Source organism: Brevibacterium sp. ZH18 (genome assembly GCF_022748595.1).
GTDB lineage: Bacteria > Actinomycetota > Actinomycetes > Actinomycetales > Brevibacteriaceae > Brevibacterium.
In genome coordinates this window covers 1-19,292 of sequence record NZ_JALDSX010000047.1, presented here as the reverse complement: position 1 = coordinate 19,292, position 19,292 = coordinate 1, and the positions used below count along the sequence as shown (strand labels likewise).

The following is a 19,292-nucleotide window of genomic DNA, read 5'->3' as shown; positions in this document are numbered from 1 at the left end:
CGGAGGATTGCGCATCCTCGTGAGTTTTTTTGCGTCCGAACACCCAACAGATACTACCTTTGGAGAATGAGCGAATCGACTTCTGCACTCACCAGTGCGCAATTGCATGCCGAATTGGATCAGGTTTTCGACGAGGTCCTGACCCAACTGACCGATCTCGTGGCGATCCCATCGGTCGCCTGGCCAAGCTTCAACCCCTCCAATGTCCGCTCCAGCGCCGAGGCGGTCGCAGGGTTGGCGCGCGGCCTCGGCCTCGACGTCGACATCCTCCACGCCTCACAGCCCGACGGCACGGACGGCTACCCCGCCGTCGTCGCCTCGGTGCCGGCGCCGGAAGGGGCACCGACAGTCCTTCTCTATGCACACCATGACGTGCAGCCTCCGGGAAAGCCTGAGGCGTGGAACACCGAGCCCTTCGTCGCCACACGGGTGGGGGACCGGCTCTACGGTCGCGGTGCCGCTGACGACAAAGCCGGCATCATGGTCCACCTCACGGCCCTGCGGCTCCTGGCAGACCGCCTCGGCGTCGGTGTCACGCTCTTCTTCGAAGGCGAGGAGGAAGCCGGCAGCCCGAGCTTCCGCAATTTCCTCGAGACCTATCAGGACAGACTTTCGGCCGATGTCATCGTCGTGGCCGATTCGGGCAACTGGGCGGCGGGCGTGCCGGCACTGACGACGAGCCTGCGGGGGATGTGCGCGGTGGAGTTCGAGGTCACGACGCTCGATCATGCCGTGCATTCGGGTATGTACGGAGGAATCGTCCCCGACGCGATGCTCGCGATGACCCGCGTCCTCGCCACGCTGCACAATGACGACGGCTCGGTGGCCGTGGCCGGGCTCAAGTCGGAGACCCACAGCGAAATCGACTACGACGAAGCCACGATCCGCACGGACTCCGGTGTCCTCGAATCCACCGCTCTCATCGGGTCCGGCTCGCTGGCCTCACGCCTGTGGACCCAGCCATCGGTCACTGTCATCGGCCTCGACATCCCCGATGTGGACGTGTCCTCGAACACCCTCCAATCGAGCCTGCGGGCGAAGCTCTCGATCCGTCTGGCCCCGGGTGACACCCCGGAGAACGCAGTCCGAGCAGTTGAGGCACACCTGCGAGAGAACCTGCCGTTCGGGGCGAGCCTGAGAATCGGCGACACCGAGGGCGGGAGCCCGTGGCAGGCCGACCTCGCCGACCCTGTGGTGAAGACCGCACGCCAGGCGCTGACCGACGCGTGGGGGACCGAGTCCGTGACGATGGGAATCGGCGGTTCGATCCCGTTCATCGCCGATCTCCTCGATGTCTTCCCCCAGGCATCGATTCTCGTCACCGGCGTCGAAGACCCCGATGCCCGGGCGCACAGCGCCAACGAGTCTCTCTATCTGCCTGACTTCAAGGCCGCGATCGTTGCCGAAGCCCTGCTCCTGCAGAGGCTGGCAGACGACAATTCATGACCATCAGGGAATACCGCTCACCCGGGAAGCGTTGTTCGCGGTGTAGCCTGGGCCCAGGAACGAAATAAGGAGTAACCATGACTGTGACGAACGAAGCTACGGCCACACACGAGGTCGAACTCTCCAGCACAGCGGCTGACAAAGTGCGCAGCCTGCTGCAGCAGGAAGGACGCGACGACCTGCGTCTGCGCGTCGCCGTGCAGCCCGGTGGCTGCTCCGGCCTGATCTACCAGCTCTACTTCGATGAGCGCTTCCTCGACGGAGACGCGGTCAGGGACTTCGACGGCGTCGAGGTCATCGTCGATCGTATGAGCGTTCCCTACCTCGGCGGATCGACCATCGACTTCGCCGACACGATCGAGAAGCAGGGCTTCACGATCGACAACCCGAATGCCGGCGGATCATGCGCCTGCGGCGACTCATTCCACTGATGTTCGCCTGCTGAAACAGAACTGAGATTCACTGAGATGGACCTGGAGGATCTGCGCGCCGTGTCATACACGGCTTCGCAGCCCCAGGTCCTCTCTTCGTATCGGGCCGGGTTGTTTCCAATGGGAATCGGCAGCGGCGGCTCGGGGCGGATGGGCTGGTGGGCACCACGGCACCGCGGTGTCCTGCTCCCCGGCGACCTCAAGGTCAGCAAGAGTCTGCGCAAATCGATGCGCCACTTCGACTTCAGTGTTGACGCCGACTTCGACCAGGTGATCCGCGCCTGCGCCGATCCGAGTCGAACCGGCAGCTGGATCACCGAAGACATCATCCGTCTCTTCACTGGCCTCCATCGGGAGGGTTGGGCTCACTCGGTCGAAGTATGGTCGCAGGACCGTCTCGTCGGCGGCCTCTACGGTGTCGCCATCGGCTCATTCTTTGCCGGAGAATCCATGTTCCACGTCGAGCGCGACGCGTCCAAGGCAGCCCTGGCATATTTGGTCTCACTGTTCGAGAACGATGGACCGGCAACCGACTCCACCTCGGACGATGAAGCGAAGGTGGCGGGGGAGCAGTCCGACTGGCTCATCGACACACAGTGGCAGACGCCACATCTGGCGACTCTCGGCGTGTCGGAGATCAGCGGGCTCGAGTACTCCGCGCGGCTAGATTCCGCCCTCCAGGGCAATCATTGTCAGGTTCTTCTCAACAAATGAACATCTGTATGTGAATTTCTACCGTGTGTAGCGGTAGTCTTATCAGTGACAAAGTAAGAATTCGCTTTTCGGCTCCCCCGAGATGCGAAAAGGTTGTGAAAGGCTGCACGTGGATTCTCCGAATCAGTCAGGACTGAAGCGGTCCTGGGCGAAGCGGCTCGGCATTCTTGGCGCCGCCGCTGTACCGGTGCTGCTGTCCGGCTGCACGAAAGAGCAGGTCTCCACAGGGTTCTTCCCCGTCGAATCAAAGGGCGCCACCAGCCACACCGAGGCATACACCTCGCTGTGGAATGGTGGCTGGATCGCTTTGATGATCGTGGGACTGATCGTGTGGGCGCTCATTCTGTGGTCGATGGTCGCGTACCGTCGCCGCAAGAACGATCGCGGTCTGCCTGTGCAGCTGCGGTACAGCATGCCCATTGAGATTCTGTTCACGGTGACTCCGGTCATCCTGGTCCTTGGATTCTTCTTCCAGAGCGTCCAGGTCATGGAGAAGACCACCGACGACACCACTCCTGGTGAGCAGGTCATCGAAGTCGCCGCCAAACAGTGGGCGTGGGACTTCAACTACGTCAACCAGGACGTGTACTTCGCCGGAACTCAGGTTCACCTCGACGGCTCCGAGAAGCCGGGCGAGAACGCCCCGACTCTCTACCTCCCGGTCGACACCGACCTCGAGATCAAACTTCACTCGCGTGACGTCATCCACTCGTTCTGGGTTCCTGCATTCCTTGAGAAGCGCGACATGATCCCTGGTCACGACCAGAGTCTGCATCTGCGTGCTGAAAAAGAAGGCGAATACGTCGGCAAGTGCGCCGAACTCTGCGGTGAGTACCACTCAGAGATGCTCTTCAATGTGAAGGTCGTATCCAAGGCTGACTTCGAGAAGTACACCAAGTCGCTCGCTGATGAGGGCAACACCGGTCAGCTTGGGGCCGAGTACGATCGCAACTGGTACCCGAAAGAAGGTGCTGAAAAATGACCGCCACGATGGATCACACAGCTCTTGATGCCCCGGTAGTCCCACGGAGCAAGGGCAAGATCATCGTCGACTGGATCACTTCCACCGACCATAAGACGATCGGGTACATGTACCTCATCGCCTCGTTCCTCTTCTTCTGCGTGGGCGGCGTGATGGCTCTCATCATCCGCCTCGAGCTCTTCGAGCCCGGCATGCAGATCATCGAGACGAAGGAACAGTACAACCAGCTGTTCACGATGCACGGCACACTGATGCTGCTGATGTTTGCGACACCGCTGTTCTCCGGCTTCGCCAACGTGATCATGCCTCTGCAGATCGGTGCACCTGACGTTGCGTTCCCACGCCTGAACGCCTTCGCATTCTGGATGTACCTCTTCGGCTCCTTCATCGCCATCTCCGGCTTCCTCACCCCACAGGGTGCGGCCTCGTTCGGTTGGACGGCCTACGCGCCATTGAGCAATACGACGTTCACACCAGGCGCAGGAGGCAACCTCTGGGTCCTCGGTCTGGCTCTGCAGGGCATCGGCACGATTCTCGGTTCGGTCAACTTCATCACCACGATCATCACGATGCGTGCGCCCGGTATGACCATGTTCCGTATGCCGATCTTCACCTGGAACACACTGATCACAGGCATCCTCGTTCTGATGGCTTTCCAGCCTCTCGCAGCTGCTCTGCTCGTGTTGGGAGCTGACCGCGTATTGGGATCCCATGTATTCAGCCCCGGCAACGGAGGGCCAGTGCTCTGGCAGCACCTGTTCTGGTTCTTCGGACACCCCGAGGTCTATGTGATCGCATTGCCGTTCTTCGGCATCGTCACCGAGATCTTCCCTGTCTTCAGCCGCAAGCCTGTCTTCGGCTACAAGGAACTGGTCTTCGCGACGATTGCGATCGCTGCGCTCTCCGTGACTGTGTGGGCGCACCACATGTACGTCACCGGTGTTGTCGCCCTTCCGTTCTTCGCCTTCATGACGATGCTCATCGCCATCCCGACAGGTGTGAAGTTCTTCAACTGGGTGGGAACGATGTGGCGAGGGTCCATCACCTTCGAAACGCCGATGGTCTGGTCCATCGGATTCCTCGTCACATTCCTCTTCGGTGGTCTGACCGGCGTCATCCTCGCCAGCCCGGCACTCGATCAGCAGGTCTCTGACTCGTACTTCGTCGTTGCTCACTTCCACTACGTGATCTTCGGCACCGTCGTCTTCGCGATGTTCGCCGGCTTCTACTTCTGGTGGCCGAAGTGGACGGGCAAGATGCTCAATGAGAAGCTCGGACACATCCACTTCTGGATGCTGTTCATCGGCTTCCACGCCACCTTCCTGGTCCAGCACTGGCTGGGTGTCGACGGCATGCCTCGTCGTTACGCCGACTACCTGCCACAGGACGGCTTCACATGGATGAACCAGGTTTCGACAGTTGGCGCACTTCTGCTCGGCCTGTCGATGGTTCCGTTCTTCTGGAACGTGTGGATCACCGCTCGCAACGCACCGAAGGTTACCGTTGACGATCCGTGGGGCTATGGCGGTTCGCTCGAGTGGGCAACATCGTGCCCACCCCCGCGCCACAACTTCACTTCGCTGCCGCGTATCCGTTCGGAACGTCCGGCATTCGATGTGAACCACCCGGAGCTGCTCGAATACGCCGGTCACGGTGTCGCTGATTCCCAACTCACCGGAGGAAACGTCAAGTGAAATCGTCGATCACCGTATTCCTGGTCAACGGTCTGTTCTTCATCGCCGTTGGTGTCGTCTATGGGCTCTACACCAAGTTCACCGAGATGGTCGGCTTCCCGGCTCTCCTTCTCGTTGGCGTCATGTCCATCATGATCGGCGTCTACCTCTGGTTGACCGATCGCCGTGTTGGACGCCAGCCTCAGGACAACGAGATGGCAGAGATCGCCGATGCCGATGCGGACTACGGCTTCTTCAGCCCGTGGAGCTGGTGGCCGATCGCCTGTGCGGGCGCTGCAGCCGTTTCCTTTTACGGCATCGCAATGGGCTGGTGGATCTTCCCCTTCGGCGCTGTCCTCGGACTCGTCGCTCTGATCGGACTCACCTTCGAACACGATCGTGGAGATCACGCCCACTGATTCGCTGCAGGACGAACACTGACAGCAGTTAGTTCTGATGGCCCGGACTCTTAGGAGTCCGGGCCATCAGTGTCTTCATCGAGAGACTGCCCCAATCATCTGATGGTCCAGCTCTTCTCAGCTGTGCAGAGCCTCGTCACTCAGCAACCGCGGACCCAGGGGTCTGCCCGGTTGGAAACAGCCGACCGAGCTCACGTACAGTCTCATCGAACAGCGCCAGTGGATCGGACTCCACACCGGCGAGTTCTTCAGTGGCAAAGGACTGCCAAGCGATCCGCCAAGTCGCTGTCACAACTTCGGCTACCAGGAGCGCTTGCAGAGCCCGGAGCGGCCCGCGCCGCACTAGGGTTGCACTCAATGCCTCAACCAGTCGTCGCTCCTGCTGTGTGACGACTCGGAGCATCTCGGGCTGTTGGACCATCAGCCTAGAGATCCTGCGAAAGTCGCGCTGTTCGACCTCGTAGGCGAACAGACCGCGGCTCACTGCGAGGAGGTCGTCCAGGATTCCATCAGCAGTGACATGTGTGCTTTCGACACTGGTAAGAGCGTCAATCAATCCTTGCTGACCGGGCATGAGCGCATGCTCTTTGGAGGCGTAGTAGCGGAAGACCGTCCGCTCTGAGATGCCGACGCGACGGGCGATTTCACCGACAGTCGTCGCTTCAAGGCCTTGCTCTTCGACCAGCTCGAGCGTGGCTCGCTGGATCTCCTGCAGCATGCGCACGCGGTGCTCTTCACGGATACCCAAGATTCTGCTCCTAGTCGAGAGTGGGTGATGAGGTCTCTGAAAGGCAGAGGTTCATCTGAACTGTCTATCGTGTCACACACTGACATCTTTCGCGGACAAAATCTGTCAGAGCATGACATGATTGAGGCGATTCCCATCTTACAGAAGAGGTAGCTACCCATGGCTGATTCGGCCACAGGCTCAATTTCCACTCCGGCCGACGCAGCGACACAGGCCTCGCGCCCACTGCCGAGGAAGCAACTCACCGGGATCATCGGTGCTCTGGCCTTCGGCGCGTTCCTGATGATCCTCAACGAGACGGTGCTCACTGTGGCGTTGCCGTCGATCATGATCGACTACGGTGTGTCTGCATCAACGGGCCAATGGCTCACCACCGGCTTCCTGCTCACCGTGGCAGTTGTCATCCCATTGACCGGCTACCTCCTACAGCGATACAGCCTACGCGGGCTATTCGTCTTCGCGCTGAGCAGCTTCCTCATCGGACTCGTGCTTGCCGTAGTTGCTCCCACCTTCAGCGTCCTGTTGGTCGCCCGTGTGATTCAGGCAATCGGCACAGCAATTGTGCTGCCGTTGCTGATGAACACGACACTGACCTTCGTGCCGCCCAAAAGCCGCGGGACTGTCATGGGCTTGAATTCGATTGTCATCGCGGTCGGTCCGGCCATCGGCCCGACCATTTCGGGCGTCATCGTCAATACGATGTCCTGGCATTGGATCTTCGCACTCATGACGCCTCTTGCGGTCGTGGTCCTGGCGCTTGGCATCATCTTCATCAAGGTGCCGTCTGCCACCCGCAAGGTCCCTGTCGACGTCATCTCGGTGATACTTTCGGCTTTCGCATTCGGCGGGTTGGTCTACGCGATCTCCACAGTCGGCGGCGCCTTGGACGACCTCACACTGCCTTTGGTCAGCGGTGTCATCGGTGTGGCAGCTCTTGTCATCTTCATCGTCCGACAGATGCGCCTGACCCGTAGCGGCCGGGAACTGCTGAATCTCCAGCCGTTCAAGAATCGCAACTTCAGGCTCAGCATCATCATGATCATGATCGCCATGGGCACTCTGCTCGGCACCGTGGTGATCCTGCCGATCTTCCTGCAGAACGGCAGCGGCCTGAGCACCATGACGATCGGCATGATGCTCCTTCCCGGGGGACTGGTGCAGATTGCTGTGGGGCCGATCTTCGGACGCGTCTATGACCGCCACGGTCCGCGACCTGTTCTGATCCCCGGTGCACTTATGTTGGCTCTGGGGCAGTGGCTGTTCACCACAGTTGATCCGGGCACGGCGCTCGGGTTCATCGTCATGTTCCACTCGATCTTCTGCATCGGTCTGGCGATGCTGATGACCGGTCTGCTCTCGGCTGCGCTGAGCGACGTTCCTTACGAGCTCTACGGACACGGATCGGCCATCTTCAACACTGGACAACAACTTGGCGGCGCGGTCGGGACCACCATCTTCGTGACCGTGATGAGCGCCGTCGCGGCTGCTGAGTCCGGTGCAGGCTCTGACCTTGTCGATGGACTGTTCGACGGCGCTCATATCGCCTTCGTCATCGGTGGGATCCTCGCAACAGTCGCCGTTATCTGTGCCCCGTTCATCAAGTCCGTGAAGCAGGCCTGACTCCACGTCTTCACCCCATCTGCGAAGAACCCCCGACTGATGAGTCGGGGGTTCTTCGCGCTTCCCTGCGCCGGGGCTGTCAACACCGGTGAGCCTCATGCGCGAGACCTCAGGTGTGAGCCACCAGCCACAGTTGAACGGGGTCCAGCATTGTGGGACGCTTTCGGCTTCGATACCGTCTTCTTCGGTCGACGGTGGCCGGGGAAGTGGCTGGTCGACAGTGGCCGAACAGCACAAGAGCCCAAGCCGTGAACGCCGGCGGCTCGGCTGCGTCCGTCGATATATGGGGGACGGCGACAGCGACCTCTCGTGCCCTGCCTACGGGGATCTCAAGACGGCTGCCGACATCACCTTGCTCCTGCGCAAGCTAGGAGCACCAGCCAGTCATTCGCGCGCTCATGGCGAGACCGTGGGCTGTAGCCGCAAGGAACGCCAATATGCCGGTGGTCTGCGCTGGCAACCGACCGACAGACTGCCGTGGCCACCTGGCCGCCGCACTAGCGTCGAGCAAGCGCCACGGCCACACACGAGCCTTCGGCCAGCCCCGTTACTGCCAAGACCCCACCATGCTCGCACCTCATCGGGCATGGGGAAGATCAACGTTTGACCGTCGCTCACCGGCTGGTGCCGGATGGTGCCGGCTGAGTTGTGCCGGTCGAAAAGTCAACGGCACACCATGATGGCACGACAAAGGGGCCCAACATCAACTGTTGGGCCCCTTTGTCATGTCGCAGATTCCTCAGAATCGCAAGGAACGAACTCCGACTCGATCAGTAACCGATCTCTTTGTGTCCGCCGCCCTCGGCCGAATCGTGTTCGTGATGCGAAGCCTCGAGTTCATGCTTCGACACCGGTGCCACACGATCTTCGAAGAAGAACCTCGACAGGCGTGCCCGGAACTTCTCAAGACCGGTGATCTTGCCCTCGGCGTTGGGCTCCGCAGGTGTGTAAATCGGCGACTCGAATGCGGTCAGCTTCCACAGCTTGTGCGGAGGCAATGCTTCGTGACGCTCGAGGAACTCACCATGGGGGAGTCGAATGATCTGCGCCGTCTCCCGGCCGTGCAGAGCGATCTCACGATCCTTACGCTGCAGGCCGAGGCACATCCGCTTCGTGATGAAGTACGCCAAGATCGGCCCAAGGAAGAACAAGGCTCGGAAGATGTAGATCATGTCGTTGAGCGACATCTGGAAGAACACCGCCACGATGTCACCGGAAGCAGCCGCCCACATGTTGCAGTAGAAGACGATTCCTGCGACTCCGATGGCTGTACGCGTCGGGTTGTTGCGCGGGCGGTCAAGAATGTGGTGCTCGCGCTTGTCCTTGAGCAGCCACGACTCGAAGAACGGATAGATGAACATCGCTCCGAACACGCCGCCCATGATGATGACCGCGCTATTGATGTTCAGCGAGATCGGCCAACCGGCGATGTAGAACTCCAACCAGCCCGGGACGATGCGGAGGAAGCCGTCGGCCCAGCCGATGTACCAGTCAGGCTGGGTACCAGCCGAAACTGGTGAAGGGTCATACGGGCCGTAGTTCCAGATCGGGTTGATCGTGAACAACGCTGAGATGAACGACAGGAGACCGAAGATCAGGAAGAAGAATCCTCCGCCCTTGGCTGCGAACGTCGGCATCACCGGCTCGCCGACGACATTTTTCTCAGTGTTGCCGGCACCGGGGTACTGCGTGTGCTTGTGCACGACGACGAATACCAAGTGGACGCCGATCAGCGCGATGAGCAGCGCCGGGACGATCATGATGTGCAGGGTGTACAGGCGGGAGACAATGTCGATGCCCGGGAACTCGCCTCCGAAGAGGAAGAACGAGATATACGTTCCGACCAGCGGCAGCGACTTGAGGATTCCGTCGATGATGCGCAGGCCGTTGCCGGACAGCAGATCATCGGGCAGTGAGTATCCGGTGAAGCCGGCAGCCATGCCCATCATGACGAGCAGGACGCCCACGACCCAGTTGAGCTCACGAGGACGACGGAAAGCGCCCGTGAAGAACACGCGGAGCATGTGGATGCTCAGTGCTGCGACGAACAGCAGAGCACCCCAGTGGTGCATCTGGCGAATGAACAGACCACCTCGGACCTCGAACGAGATCGCGAGAGTCGAGTTGTACGCCTCAGAGATCTCAACGCCGCGGAGCGGAACCCACGGACCTTCATAGTGCAGCTCACCCATTGCCGGATGGAAGAAGAAGGTCAGGAAGGTACCGGAGAGGACGACGATGACGAAGCTGTAGAGAGCGACCTCACCGAGCATGAACGACCAGTGCGCCGGGAAGATCTTCCGACCGAACTCACGAACGAGGACCGAAGCCCCTACTCGCGATTCGACGAAGGTCGCAGCCTTGCCGACCGTTGTTGTTGGCTGTGTTGTTGTGCTCATGGGTGATTGATCTCCCAGAAGGTAGGACCGACAGGCTCAGCGAAGTCCGACTGGGCGACCAGGTAGCCTTCGCTGTCCACGGTGATCGGCAGCTGCGGCAGAGGACGCTTGGCGGGGCCGAAGATGACCTTGCAGTGTTCGGTCACGTCGAACGTCGACTGGTGGCAGGGGCACAGCAGATGATGCGTCTGGTGTTCGTACAGTGCGACGGGGCATCCGACGTGGGTGCAGATCTTCGAGTACGCGACGATGCCGTCGTGTGACCAGTCTTTGCGGGCCGGATCTTCTTTGAGCTCATTCGGGTTGATGCGCATGAGCAGGACAGCGGCCTTAGCCTTCTCGTTGATCGGCCGGTCCGGTCCATCGTCGGCGCCGATGCCCGACGGAAGAACATGGTAGGCCGAGCCGATCGTGACGTCTTCAGCCTTGATCGGACGCTCCGAGTCTGCGCTCGGGATCCCGCCCGGATCGCGGATGAGTCGCACACCCTTGTCCCACAGCGTGTGGAACATCATGTCGCCGGGCAGAGGGCCCAGATCACGGAAGACGAGGACAGCAGGCAACGGCGCGATGGCCAAAGCTGCGATCAGCGTATTGCGCAGGAGGGGGCGACGGGCGATGCCCGACTCCTCCTTCGCCTGGTGCAGGATCTCCAGTGCAACTGCCTGATCCTCTTCGCTGCCGGAGATGTCGTGGCGCTCGTCGATGCCCTCATGATCGCTCATGAGGTTCTTCGCCCACAGCACAGCACCGGCTCCGAGAGAGAACATCGCCAGGGCAGCACCGAGGCCGACTGATGTGTTGTGCAGACGGATGCTCGACATTGACTCGCCGGGGACGAACAGGAAGTACGAGACGATGAACCAGATGGTGCCGATCATCGACGCGATGAACCAAGCCGCCACCTGGCGCTCGGCGACCCTATCGGCCTTCGGATCTCCGTCCGAGAGCCGCGGTACGTGCTCTACCAGGCCCGGGTTCGTGAACCCGTTCAACTCCTCGAGCTGGCTGCCGCCGCCGGAGTGCTCTTTCGAGGTCATTGAATTCCCCGTCTTTTCTTGGAATGGATGGTGAACGACACTGATGGACTCACTTCGCCCTGGATGACAGCCATACTGTCATTGCGATGACGGCACCGAGACCGAAGAACCAGATGAAGAGGCCTTCGGCGACCGGTCCCAAGGATCCGAGTTTGAATCCGCCGGGGGAGGTGGTCTGGGTGACCTCGTTGACATAGGCGATCACGTCGCGCTTGTCATCCGGGGTCAGGTTTGCGTCGTTGAAGATTGGCATGTTCTGCGGTCCGGTCTGCATTGCCTCGTAGAGGTGCTTACCGGAGACGCCAGATAGGTTGGGGGCGTACTTGCCGCGGGTCAGAGCACCGCCGGCACCGACCACGTTGTGGCACATGGCGCAGTTGGTGCGGAAGAGACCGCCGCCAGCAGCGGGATCACCCTTCGAAGCATCGAGGTTCTCTTCTGCGGGAATAGCAGGGCCAGGACCGAGCGAACCGACGTACGCGGCGAGCTGAGCAGTCTGCTCGTCATTGAACTGAGGTTCCTTGACACGTGCCTGAGGGCCGTTGGCCTGCAGAGGCATACGGCCGGTTCCGACCTGGAAGTCCACTGCTGAGGCACCGACGCCGATGAGACCGGGACCGGTCTTCGAACCTTCGCCGCTGAGACCGTGGCAGGTGGCACAGTTCGCAGCGAAGAGCTTCTTGCCGCTCTCGATGTCCGAAGCGCTGGCCGTATCTGCTTTGGCGCTCGAGGTCTGGGTGAAGAGAGCATAAGCTCCACCAGTCAGCAGCAGGCCCACCAAGAGCAGCACAACCAGTGCCATCGGATGCCTGCGGCGATCTGCTAAAAGCTTCACGTGATCGTCCTTTGCTTGAAATTGTGTGAGTCCGAGGGGCCGCGCATCTCAGTCCGCCTACTGGAGGAGGTAGATGACGCCGAAGAGTCCGACCCAGACGACGTCGACGAAGTGCCAGTAGTAAGACACGCAGATCGCGAAGGTGGCCTCGTGATGACCGAACTTCTTCGCTCCGTAGGATCGTCCGATCACGAGGAGGAAGCAGATGAGTCCGATGGTCACGTGAATACCATGGAAGCCCGTTGTCAGGTAGAAGACGGAGCCGTAGCCGTCGGAGTTGATGGCGATGCCTTCGCTGACCAGCGTGGCGTACTCCATCACCTGCCCGGATACGAATATTGCGCCGAGGAGGAAGGTGAGGTAGAACCACTCGACCATTCCCCATTTGGCGATATTCAGCAGCGAACCGGTCCGTCGAGGACGGAACCTCTCCGCAGCGAATACACCGAGCTGGCACGTGAACGAAGACGACACCAGGATGATCGTGTTGCCGAGGGCATACGGAATATCGAGGATCTCTGTTCGAGTCTCCCATAATCCCGGCACGACGGATCGAATGGTGAAGTACATGGCGAAGAGCGCGGCAAAGAACATCAGGTCGCTCGCGAGGAACACGATGAAGCCCACCGTGGTCACATTCGGACGATTGACAACCGGATGTGCTGGCGCTGTTTGAGATGCAGTGGCAGTTGACACAACCCCATTATTACTCGTCTCGGGGTGAGTTTTCATCTTTTACCCAGGTTTCGGTGAATAAATTTCTACACGATGTAGCGAAAACCTTGATTTGGTGCGTCAATCTCGTATTTCCGACGTCGTGTACCCGCGTGTCGAAGTCAGGATAGGATGCCGCAGGTAAGGTCCACCTCGTCTTCAGAGGTGGTGCAGGTCCCCAGAGGAGAGCTCATTCGGATGACGGAATCACCGCGTACGACAGCCCCGGAAACTCAGCATTCCGGGCCCAGAACAACCCTTCAGGGCGACAATCTCAATTGGCCGGATCTGCTCATGGCACTCATGCACCAGCAGGATCTCGACGAGGCTGCGGCAGCGTGGGCGATGGACCAGATCATGTCCGGACAGACCCCTGATGTGACAATGGCCGCATTCCTCGCTGCGCACCACACGAAGGGTGAGACGGTGGCTGAAATCGCCGGACTCGTCTCGGCCATGATGGACCACGCCGTACCGCTGCCCGGCCTCGAGGATTCCGTGGACATCGTCGGCACCGGCGGCGACCGCGCGAAGACAGCGAACATCTCGTCCACCTCGGCGATGGTTATCTCCGCCTCAGGACAACAGGTGGTCAAGCACGGAAACCGCGCCACATCATCGGCGTCGGGTTCCGCCGACGTGCTGGAAGCTCTTGGGGTGCGGTTCGACATCACACCCGAGCAGACCGGCATCATTGCGAGGGAAGTCGGGCTGGCGTTCTGCTTCGCCAACGTCTTCCATCCTTCGATGCAGTTCGTTGCCGCTGTCCGCCGCCAGATCAGCGTGCCCACGGCGTTCAACATCCTCGGCCCTCTGACAAATCCGGCTCGGGCCCGCCATGCCGCGATCGGAGTCGCCGATGCGCAGATGGCTCCTCTCGTCGTCGGCACCCTCGCCAAGCGCGGCCACCAGGCTGTTGTCTTCCGCTCGCGCGACGGACTCGACGAACTGAGCAACACCGAGGTCAATGATGTGTGGGAGATCAGGCATGGGGAGGTCGAACACACGACATTCGACGCCCTGGACCTGGGCTTCGAGCGAGTCACGAAGGACGATCTGCGCGGCGGCGGCCCCGATGAGAACGCGGCGATCACACGTGCGGTCCTCAACGGTGAGAAATCTGCCGTTCGTGACATCGTGCTCATCAATACGGCAGCAGCTCTCGTGGCAGCCGATGAATCGGCAGCAGGCAGCTTCACCGAACGAATGGTGCCGAAGGTCGAGATCGCCCGCGAGACGGTCGACGCCGGCCTCGGCGCGCAGAAGCTCGATCAGCTCATCGAAGTCTCACACCGCGTCGCCGAGTCGAATCGTTCCTGACTCCTGAGCGTGGAAGGCCGCACCGGCCCGGGGCAGTGACCATGATCCCTGGGCCGATGCGAGGCTCGCCGTCTGCAGCCAGTGCGCCAACAGTCGCGTCTCCTCGGCCAACGAGTCCGTGTCGGACGGAAGCGCCTCCGGTGCTGGCACCCACTCGGCAGTCGATCGCAGGGCGTGAAACGACTCGTCCAGGCCCTGCGCGCTGACGCTGTGGGAGGCCGCTGCGAGCTTGCCGTGCCGGATCACCGCAAGGTCGAGTCCGCCCTCGGGTCCTGGCGCGTAGGCGAAGATCTCCGGGACAGCTCTCAGCGCCGTCACGGTCTCAGCGCGCGCCGCGGTCGCCAGAGCTGCTCGCATCGAATCTCTGACCTCCGCCGCAGTCTCATATCGGGTCTCGGTCGCCAGCCTGGCCATCCGCTCCGTACACAGCCGACGGAGCGAGGAGAAGTCACCGCCCAGAAGGGCGAACAGGTCCGCGATGGTCTCGAGGTACTCGGCTTTGTCGGTGACACCCGCACACGGCCCGCCGCACTGCCCGACCTGCGAGCTCACGCAAGGGCGGTGCGCGGAGAGGTTCGCTGCAGTGATCTTCGCCGTGCAGCGTTTGACCGGAAACAGAGTGTCGATAAGCTCCTTGACGGCCTGAGCTGACTTCCGGGATCTGAACGGGCCCAACGGTGGGGCAGGGGACTTCTCCAGTGCTGAACGTGACCTGACGACGGACAGCCGCGGATACTCCTCATCGCTGAGCACAATCCAGGAGTTGCGCTCCGGATTCTTCGACCGACGATTATACGGCGGCGCCAGCTCTCCGATCAGGCGCACCTCTCTGACCTCTGCTTCGAGCGCATGCGCACAGGGCAGGCATGAAACCTCCTGAGCGGCGGTGATCATCTCGGCCATGCGTCCTCGGTTCTCAGAGGCGTTGAAGTAGCCTCTGACCCGCCTGGCCATATTGCCCGACTTCCCGATATAGAGGACGCGTCGAGTGCCGTCGAGGAACATGTAGACGCCGGGTTCGGCCGGAACACCCTTGGCCAGATGGGATTTGGCCTGCCGCTTCGCCCAGCCCGCCTGCCTGACGGTTGCGAGTTCCTCGAGAGTCGTGATCCCGTAGCCGCCGAATCGTTCGAGAAGATGATGGAGCAGCTCCCCGGTGGCCCTTGCATCGGACAGCGCGCGGTGGTCGGGCGAGGTCTGCGTCCCGAAGTGAGCCGCCAGCGTCGACAGCTTGTGGTTGCGGACCTCGTCGCGTCCCACGACGCGCCGCGCCAAGGTGACCGTGTCGAGGACCGTCGGCTGCGGCCAGTGATAGTCGAGCCGCTCACATGCCGAGCGGAGGAAGCCGATGTCGAAGGGCGCATTGTGTGCCACGAGAACGCAGCCGATGGAGAATTCGAGGAAGCTGGGCAGCACGGACCGGATCGATGGTGCATCATCGACCATCGCGTGGGTGATCCCGGTCAGCTGAGCCACGAACGGGCTGATGACCGACTGCTCGGGTTTGACCAGCGATTGGAATTCTCCGAGGACTTCACCGCCGCGTGTCTTGACCGCGCCGATCTCCGTGATCTCCGATTGCCCGGCTCTGGTCCCGGTCGTCTCGAGGTCGACGATGACGAAGGTGACATCGTGAAGAGGCGTGCCGAGGCTGTCGAAGGACAGTTGGGTGTGATCGATTGCGGTCGGGGCGCGGTCGAAAGGCGTGGACATGGGGATCAGTCTGTCACCCGGGACTGACACGGTGCGCCGACAGGCTCCGATTCAATCAGGCAGCCCAGGCAGACACCTCGGTGAGCAGAGTGCCGAGATCCGTATTGCGCACGCCGGAAGAGGCTGTCAGAGCGACGATCAGACGGCAGCCCCGTCACCTCCGTCGGCAGAACGGCTCTTCGGCAGATGGAAGAACAGTCCGATGGCGCCGCCGATGCCGATCGTCAGGCCGATGAGCAGAAACCATCCAGGCAGAGGGCGAACGAAGATGGCGCCGACGACGAGAAGCAGAACAGCGCCCAGCGTGGCGAACACCGACAGCACAAGGGTCGGTGAGGCCGTGCGCCATCCGATGGGCTGGGCAGGTTCCGGCTCCCAGTGCTCGTTCTCCTCGAGCTTGTCTCTGACCTCGTCGACAGGCATGTCGCCCATGACGGAGCTGGGTTCGGCGATCTGGTTGACGAGGTCGTTCCAGAGGCTGTCGCTGATGCGCGACGAATCGCCGAGCCGCTCGGACTCGGGAACCTGGTCGCGCCAGTCCTCGTTCTCCTCATCGTCCATATTCGTGTTCAGCAATCCTCGCGGAACATCTATTCCCCGTCCGCAGACTCTCCTGCGGCGGCGGAACCGGGGTCATGGGCGGGCGCTGGGGCAGTCACCGTTGCCGTTGCGGGTGACGGTGCGGTTGACGGTGCGGGTGACGATGTGGAGGTCAGGGATCGTGCGGTGCTCAGCACCGCCTCGGCGATGATGTCCGCGTCGAAGTCCAGAGTGGCCACATGCCGGGACCGGCGCAGGGACACGACCGTGGGAGCATGCGGCAGCCGCGATCGCAGTGTCCGCAGCGTGCGCGGGCTCACGACGTTGTCACGGCCGGACACGAACAGTGTGACAGGGCGGTCGATCTGCCACAGATCTTCGCGCAGTGATCGCAACGCGAAGGCGAATGACGCCACCGATGCGATCGGTGTCCGGTCGTACGCGTATTCGTCACGACCCGGATGGGCGATGTCGCCCCCGATCGCCGGCACCGAGGCGACCACGTGCTTGAGCAGAGGAAGCGCGGGAGTCAGCGGAGAATCCACGTAGAGGGCCGGGTTGACGAGCATGATCGCTGCGGGCGGTGATGCGACGGCGCCCAGGGCCAACGCGAGTGCGCCTCCCATCGACAAGCCGGCGACGACGACGTGCGCGTGAGATTCCTGCAAAGAACTGAGCTCAGCCTCTGCAGCATCCAGCCAATCCTTCCAACCTGTCGTGTTGAGCTCCTGCCAGGTCGTGCCGTGGCCGGGCAGCAGCGGAACACTGACGCTGACGCCCTCGGCCGCGAGAGCTCGCGCAATCGGGAACCACGCAGCTGCTGAACCCGTGATCCCATGAAGAAGCAGCACGGCGGTGGGGGAGTCGGGAGCCATCTGGCGGTAGGGTGCAGTCGGCACTGATTGCGGTGAGAAGTCGATCTCCATAGCCCCAGCATGGCATGAATGTGCGGGGATGGTCTCGATATATGATGTCCGAGGACGACAAAGAGTCGTGACAGGGAAGGGTGCTCGTGTTCTACTGGTTTCTCAAACGAGTCGTGGCCGGACCGATTCTGCGGATCCTCTTCCGTCCCTGGGTCCGCGGTTTGGACAATCTGCCCTCCGACGGTCCCGCGATCATCGCCGGAAACCACAACCACTTCATGGACTCGATCTTCGTCCCCCTGCTGGCACCGCGCCCCGTCGTCTACCTGGCGAAGAAGGACTATTTCACCGGACGCGGCATCAAGGGCACGGTCACCCGCTGGTTCTTCAAACTCAACAACCAGCTTCCTATGGACCGCGCCGGAGGATCCGGATCCCAGGCCTCTTTGGAATCGGGACTCAAAGTCCTCCGTGAAGGCAACTCGCTCGGCATCTACCCCGAAGGCACCCGGTCCCCGGACGGCAAGCTCTACCGCGGGCGCACCGGAGTGGCGCGCCTCGTCCTCGAATCCGGCGCACCCGTCATCCCTGTCGCCATCATCGGGACCGACAAGATCCAGCCCGCCGGTCGCCTGATTCCGAAGTTCCGGCGAGTCGGCGTGGTCTTCGGCTCCTCGATGGACTTCTCCAAATACGAAGGTCTCCCTGTCGACCGGTTCCTGCTGCGATCAGTCACCGACGAGATCATGTACGAGATCATGCGCCTCTCCGGCCAGGAATACGTCGACAAGTACGCTTCGACCGTCAAGACCAAACTGCTCACCAGCGCCAAGCCGAAGAAGCCCGAGGATAAGAAGGCCGACGACGTCCCGTCCGAAGGCTCTCAGGCCGATGAAGGCACCGGTACCGCGGGCGACAGCACTGCTCCAGAAGCAGACTGATTTCGGAGGGCTCAACCCATCGTATTCCGCATGAAGCGGGTGTTCGAATACTGCGATAACGGCGACACGAACAAATCGTTACCTTGAGGTGTTTGTCCTACCGGGCCAGGAAGAATAGCTTGGACATGTTGAATCCCACTGTAGGTTCGCTGGGAAGAGGGCTAGAATGGAAACGTTCTCTGTCCTTCCAAGCGAACTCGCTTCCCCCAGGGACTATAAGGAGGAGTCGGTGTGAACCGCTCAAGTCATGAAACCGTCGAGTCGACGCCTATACCGTCGTCTGCCCAAGGGTTGCTGTTCGACGACGATCTGCCCGTCCTCGACGAAGAGGCCGGCTACCGCGGTCCGACCGTGTGCAAAGTCGTCGGCATCAGCTACCGGCGCCTCGACTACTGGGCGCGCACCGATCTGGTCACCCCCTCGATCCGCAATGCGACAGGTTCGGGCAGCCAGCGGCTCTACAGCTTCCGCGACATCCTCGTCCTCAAGATCGTCAAGCGGCTTCTCGACACCGGTGTCGGACTGCAGTCGATCCGCACAGCCGTCGATCACCTGCGTTCACGAGGTGTCCAGGACCTCTCACAGATCACTTTGATGTCCGACGGTGCCAGCGTGTTCGAGTGCACCTCCGCCGACGAGGTCGTCGACCTCTTGCAGGGCGGACAGGGCGTCTTCGGCATCGCAGTCGGACGCGTCTGGAACGAAGTCGAAGGCAGCCTCTCAGAACTCCCGAGTGAACGCCTTCCCGAAGACGACTCGGCGGCTCTTGCTATGGACGAGCTCGCACAACGGCGAGCACAGAAACTCGGCTGACACGTCAGCAGCCCGATCAGGGCAGTCCCGCACAGGGACACCATGGGGGAATGACGAGTGTGGCCCGACCAAATGGTC

The 19,292-nt window shown here is 61.4% G+C and carries 18 protein-coding genes; 10 read left to right on the top strand and 8 right to left on the bottom strand.

Annotation, left to right across the window (positions count from 1 at the left end; genetic code table 11):
• Positions 1 to 66 precede the first annotated feature (66 nt).
• From MPN20_RS14215 to MPN20_RS14190, 6 genes are all read left to right on the top strand, one after another.
• Positions 67 to 1,446, top strand: a complete 1,380-nt coding sequence (locus MPN20_RS14215) for a dipeptidase (RefSeq protein WP_242783175.1) — start codon at positions 67 to 69, stop codon at positions 1,444 to 1,446.
• Between the two features lie 77 nt (positions 1,447 to 1,523).
• Complete coding sequence (locus tag MPN20_RS14210) at positions 1,524 to 1,877, top strand: iron-sulfur cluster assembly accessory protein (RefSeq protein ID WP_242783173.1); 354 nt, start codon at positions 1,524 to 1,526, stop codon at positions 1,875 to 1,877.
• Between the two features lie 36 nt (positions 1,878 to 1,913).
• Entirely contained in the window at positions 1,914 to 2,591 is a 678-nt protein-coding gene (locus tag MPN20_RS14205) for a leucyl/phenylalanyl-tRNA--protein transferase (protein ID WP_242783171.1), read from the top strand.
• Positions 2,592 to 2,700: 109 nt separating this feature from the next.
• Positions 2,701 to 3,573 (top strand): cytochrome c oxidase subunit II, encoded by an 873-nt coding sequence (gene coxB / locus MPN20_RS14200; protein ID WP_242783169.1) that lies wholly within the window; start codon positions 2,701 to 2,703, stop codon positions 3,571 to 3,573.
• The gene (ctaD, locus tag MPN20_RS14195; RefSeq protein WP_242783168.1) at positions 3,570 to 5,267 is read left to right on the top strand and encodes a cytochrome c oxidase subunit I; all 1,698 of its coding nucleotides are present in this window, start codon (positions 3,570 to 3,572) and stop codon (positions 5,265 to 5,267) included. Before coxB ends, ctaD begins: the two co-directional genes overlap by 4 nt.
• Positions 5,264 to 5,665, top strand: a complete 402-nt coding sequence (locus MPN20_RS14190; protein WP_242783166.1) for a cytochrome c oxidase subunit 4 — start codon at positions 5,264 to 5,266, stop codon at positions 5,663 to 5,665. Before ctaD ends, MPN20_RS14190 begins: the two co-directional genes overlap by 4 nt.
• A gap of 136 nt (positions 5,666 to 5,801) precedes the next feature.
• On the opposite strand, the gene MPN20_RS14185 is transcribed toward MPN20_RS14190, so the two are convergent.
• Positions 5,802 to 6,413: a TetR/AcrR family transcriptional regulator gene (locus tag MPN20_RS14185; protein ID WP_242783164.1), complete on the bottom strand. Its 612-nt coding sequence runs from the start codon at positions 6,411 to 6,413 to the stop codon at positions 5,802 to 5,804.
• Positions 6,414 to 6,572: 159 nt separating this feature from the next.
• On the opposite strand from MPN20_RS14185, the gene MPN20_RS14180 reads away from it, so the two are divergent.
• Positions 6,573 to 8,033, top strand: a complete 1,461-nt coding sequence (locus tag MPN20_RS14180) for an MDR family MFS transporter (protein WP_242783162.1) — start codon at positions 6,573 to 6,575, stop codon at positions 8,031 to 8,033.
• Positions 8,034 to 8,803: 770 nt separating this feature from the next.
• Here MPN20_RS14180 and MPN20_RS14175 read toward each other — a convergent pair.
• The 4 genes from MPN20_RS14175 to MPN20_RS14160 are packed head-to-tail and all read right to left on the bottom strand — an operon-like array spanning position 8,804 to position 12,934.
• Entirely contained in the window at positions 8,804 to 10,432 is a 1,629-nt protein-coding gene (locus tag MPN20_RS14175; protein WP_242783160.1) for a ubiquinol-cytochrome c reductase cytochrome b subunit, read from the bottom strand.
• Entirely contained in the window at positions 10,429 to 11,472 is a 1,044-nt protein-coding gene (locus tag MPN20_RS14170; protein WP_242783158.1) for a Rieske 2Fe-2S domain-containing protein, read from the bottom strand. The genes MPN20_RS14175 and MPN20_RS14170 overlap by 4 nt, the downstream gene beginning before the upstream one ends.
• Positions 11,473 to 11,521: 49 nt before the next feature.
• Complete coding sequence (locus MPN20_RS14165; protein ID WP_242783156.1) at positions 11,522 to 12,307, bottom strand: cytochrome c; 786 nt, start codon at positions 12,305 to 12,307, stop codon at positions 11,522 to 11,524.
• 57 nt (positions 12,308 to 12,364) lie between these two features.
• Positions 12,365 to 12,934 (bottom strand): heme-copper oxidase subunit III, encoded by a 570-nt coding sequence (locus MPN20_RS14160; RefSeq protein WP_242783189.1) that lies wholly within the window; start codon positions 12,932 to 12,934, stop codon positions 12,365 to 12,367.
• Between the two features lie 285 nt (positions 12,935 to 13,219).
• Here MPN20_RS14160 and trpD point away from each other — a divergent pair, with 285 nt between their 5' ends.
• Entirely contained in the window at positions 13,220 to 14,341 is a 1,122-nt protein-coding gene (trpD, locus tag MPN20_RS14155) for an anthranilate phosphoribosyltransferase (protein ID WP_242783154.1), read from the top strand.
• Here the strand turns inward: trpD and MPN20_RS14150 are convergent.
• From MPN20_RS14150 to MPN20_RS14140, 3 genes are all read right to left on the bottom strand, one after another.
• The gene (locus MPN20_RS14150; RefSeq protein WP_242783152.1) at positions 14,309 to 16,054 is read right to left on the bottom strand and encodes a DEDD exonuclease domain-containing protein; all 1,746 of its coding nucleotides are present in this window, start codon (positions 16,052 to 16,054) and stop codon (positions 14,309 to 14,311) included. The genes trpD and MPN20_RS14150 overlap by 33 nt on opposite strands.
• 138 nt (positions 16,055 to 16,192) lie before the next feature.
• Positions 16,193 to 16,615: a hypothetical protein gene (locus MPN20_RS14145; protein ID WP_242783151.1), complete on the bottom strand. Its 423-nt coding sequence runs from the start codon at positions 16,613 to 16,615 to the stop codon at positions 16,193 to 16,195.
• Positions 16,616 to 16,644: 29 nt separating this feature from the next.
• Positions 16,645 to 17,520, bottom strand: a complete 876-nt coding sequence (locus MPN20_RS14140; RefSeq protein ID WP_242783150.1) for an alpha/beta fold hydrolase — start codon at positions 17,518 to 17,520, stop codon at positions 16,645 to 16,647.
• A gap of 86 nt (positions 17,521 to 17,606) precedes the next feature.
• On the opposite strand from MPN20_RS14140, the gene MPN20_RS14135 reads away from it, so the two are divergent.
• Together MPN20_RS14135 and MPN20_RS14130 are read left to right on the top strand one after the other, a co-directional pair.
• Positions 17,607 to 18,401 carry a lysophospholipid acyltransferase family protein gene (locus tag MPN20_RS14135; protein ID WP_242783149.1) on the top strand — a complete coding sequence of 265 codons (795 nt, stop codon included), beginning with the start codon at positions 17,607 to 17,609 and terminating at the stop codon, positions 18,399 to 18,401.
• 231 nt (positions 18,402 to 18,632) lie between these two features.
• Positions 18,633 to 19,214, top strand: a complete 582-nt coding sequence (locus tag MPN20_RS14130) for a MerR family transcriptional regulator (RefSeq protein ID WP_347566834.1) — start codon at positions 18,633 to 18,635, stop codon at positions 19,212 to 19,214.
• Positions 19,215 to 19,292: the final 78 nt, after the last annotated feature.

Bases quoted from the DNA above. Each gene is read 5' to 3' on its own strand.
- MPN20_RS14170 (WP_242783158.1), bottom strand. From the start codon at position 11,472: ATGACCTCGAAAGAGCACTCCGGCGGCGGCAGCCAGCTCGAGGAGTTG.
- MPN20_RS14140 (WP_242783150.1), bottom strand. From the start codon at position 17,520: ATGGAGATCGACTTCTCACCGCAATCAGTGCCGACTGCACCCTACCGC.
- MPN20_RS14180 (WP_242783162.1), top strand. From the start codon at position 6,573: ATGGCTGATTCGGCCACAGGCTCAATTTCCACTCCGGCCGACGCAGCG.
- ctaD (WP_242783168.1), top strand. From the start codon at position 3,570: ATGACCGCCACGATGGATCACACAGCTCTTGATGCCCCGGTAGTCCCA.
- MPN20_RS14175 (WP_242783160.1), bottom strand. From the start codon at position 10,432: ATGAGCACAACAACACAGCCAACAACAACGGTCGGCAAGGCTGCGACC.
- MPN20_RS14210 (WP_242783173.1), top strand. From the start codon at position 1,524: ATGACTGTGACGAACGAAGCTACGGCCACACACGAGGTCGAACTCTCC.
- MPN20_RS14150 (WP_242783152.1), bottom strand. From the start codon at position 16,054: ATGTCCACGCCTTTCGACCGCGCCCCGACCGCAATCGATCACACCCAA.
- MPN20_RS14205 (WP_242783171.1), top strand. From the start codon at position 1,914: ATGGACCTGGAGGATCTGCGCGCCGTGTCATACACGGCTTCGCAGCCC.
- MPN20_RS14145 (WP_242783151.1), bottom strand. From the start codon at position 16,615: ATGGACGATGAGGAGAACGAGGACTGGCGCGACCAGGTTCCCGAGTCC.
- MPN20_RS14215 (WP_242783175.1), top strand. From the start codon at position 67: ATGAGCGAATCGACTTCTGCACTCACCAGTGCGCAATTGCATGCCGAA.
- trpD (WP_242783154.1), top strand. From the start codon at position 13,220: ATGACGGAATCACCGCGTACGACAGCCCCGGAAACTCAGCATTCCGGG.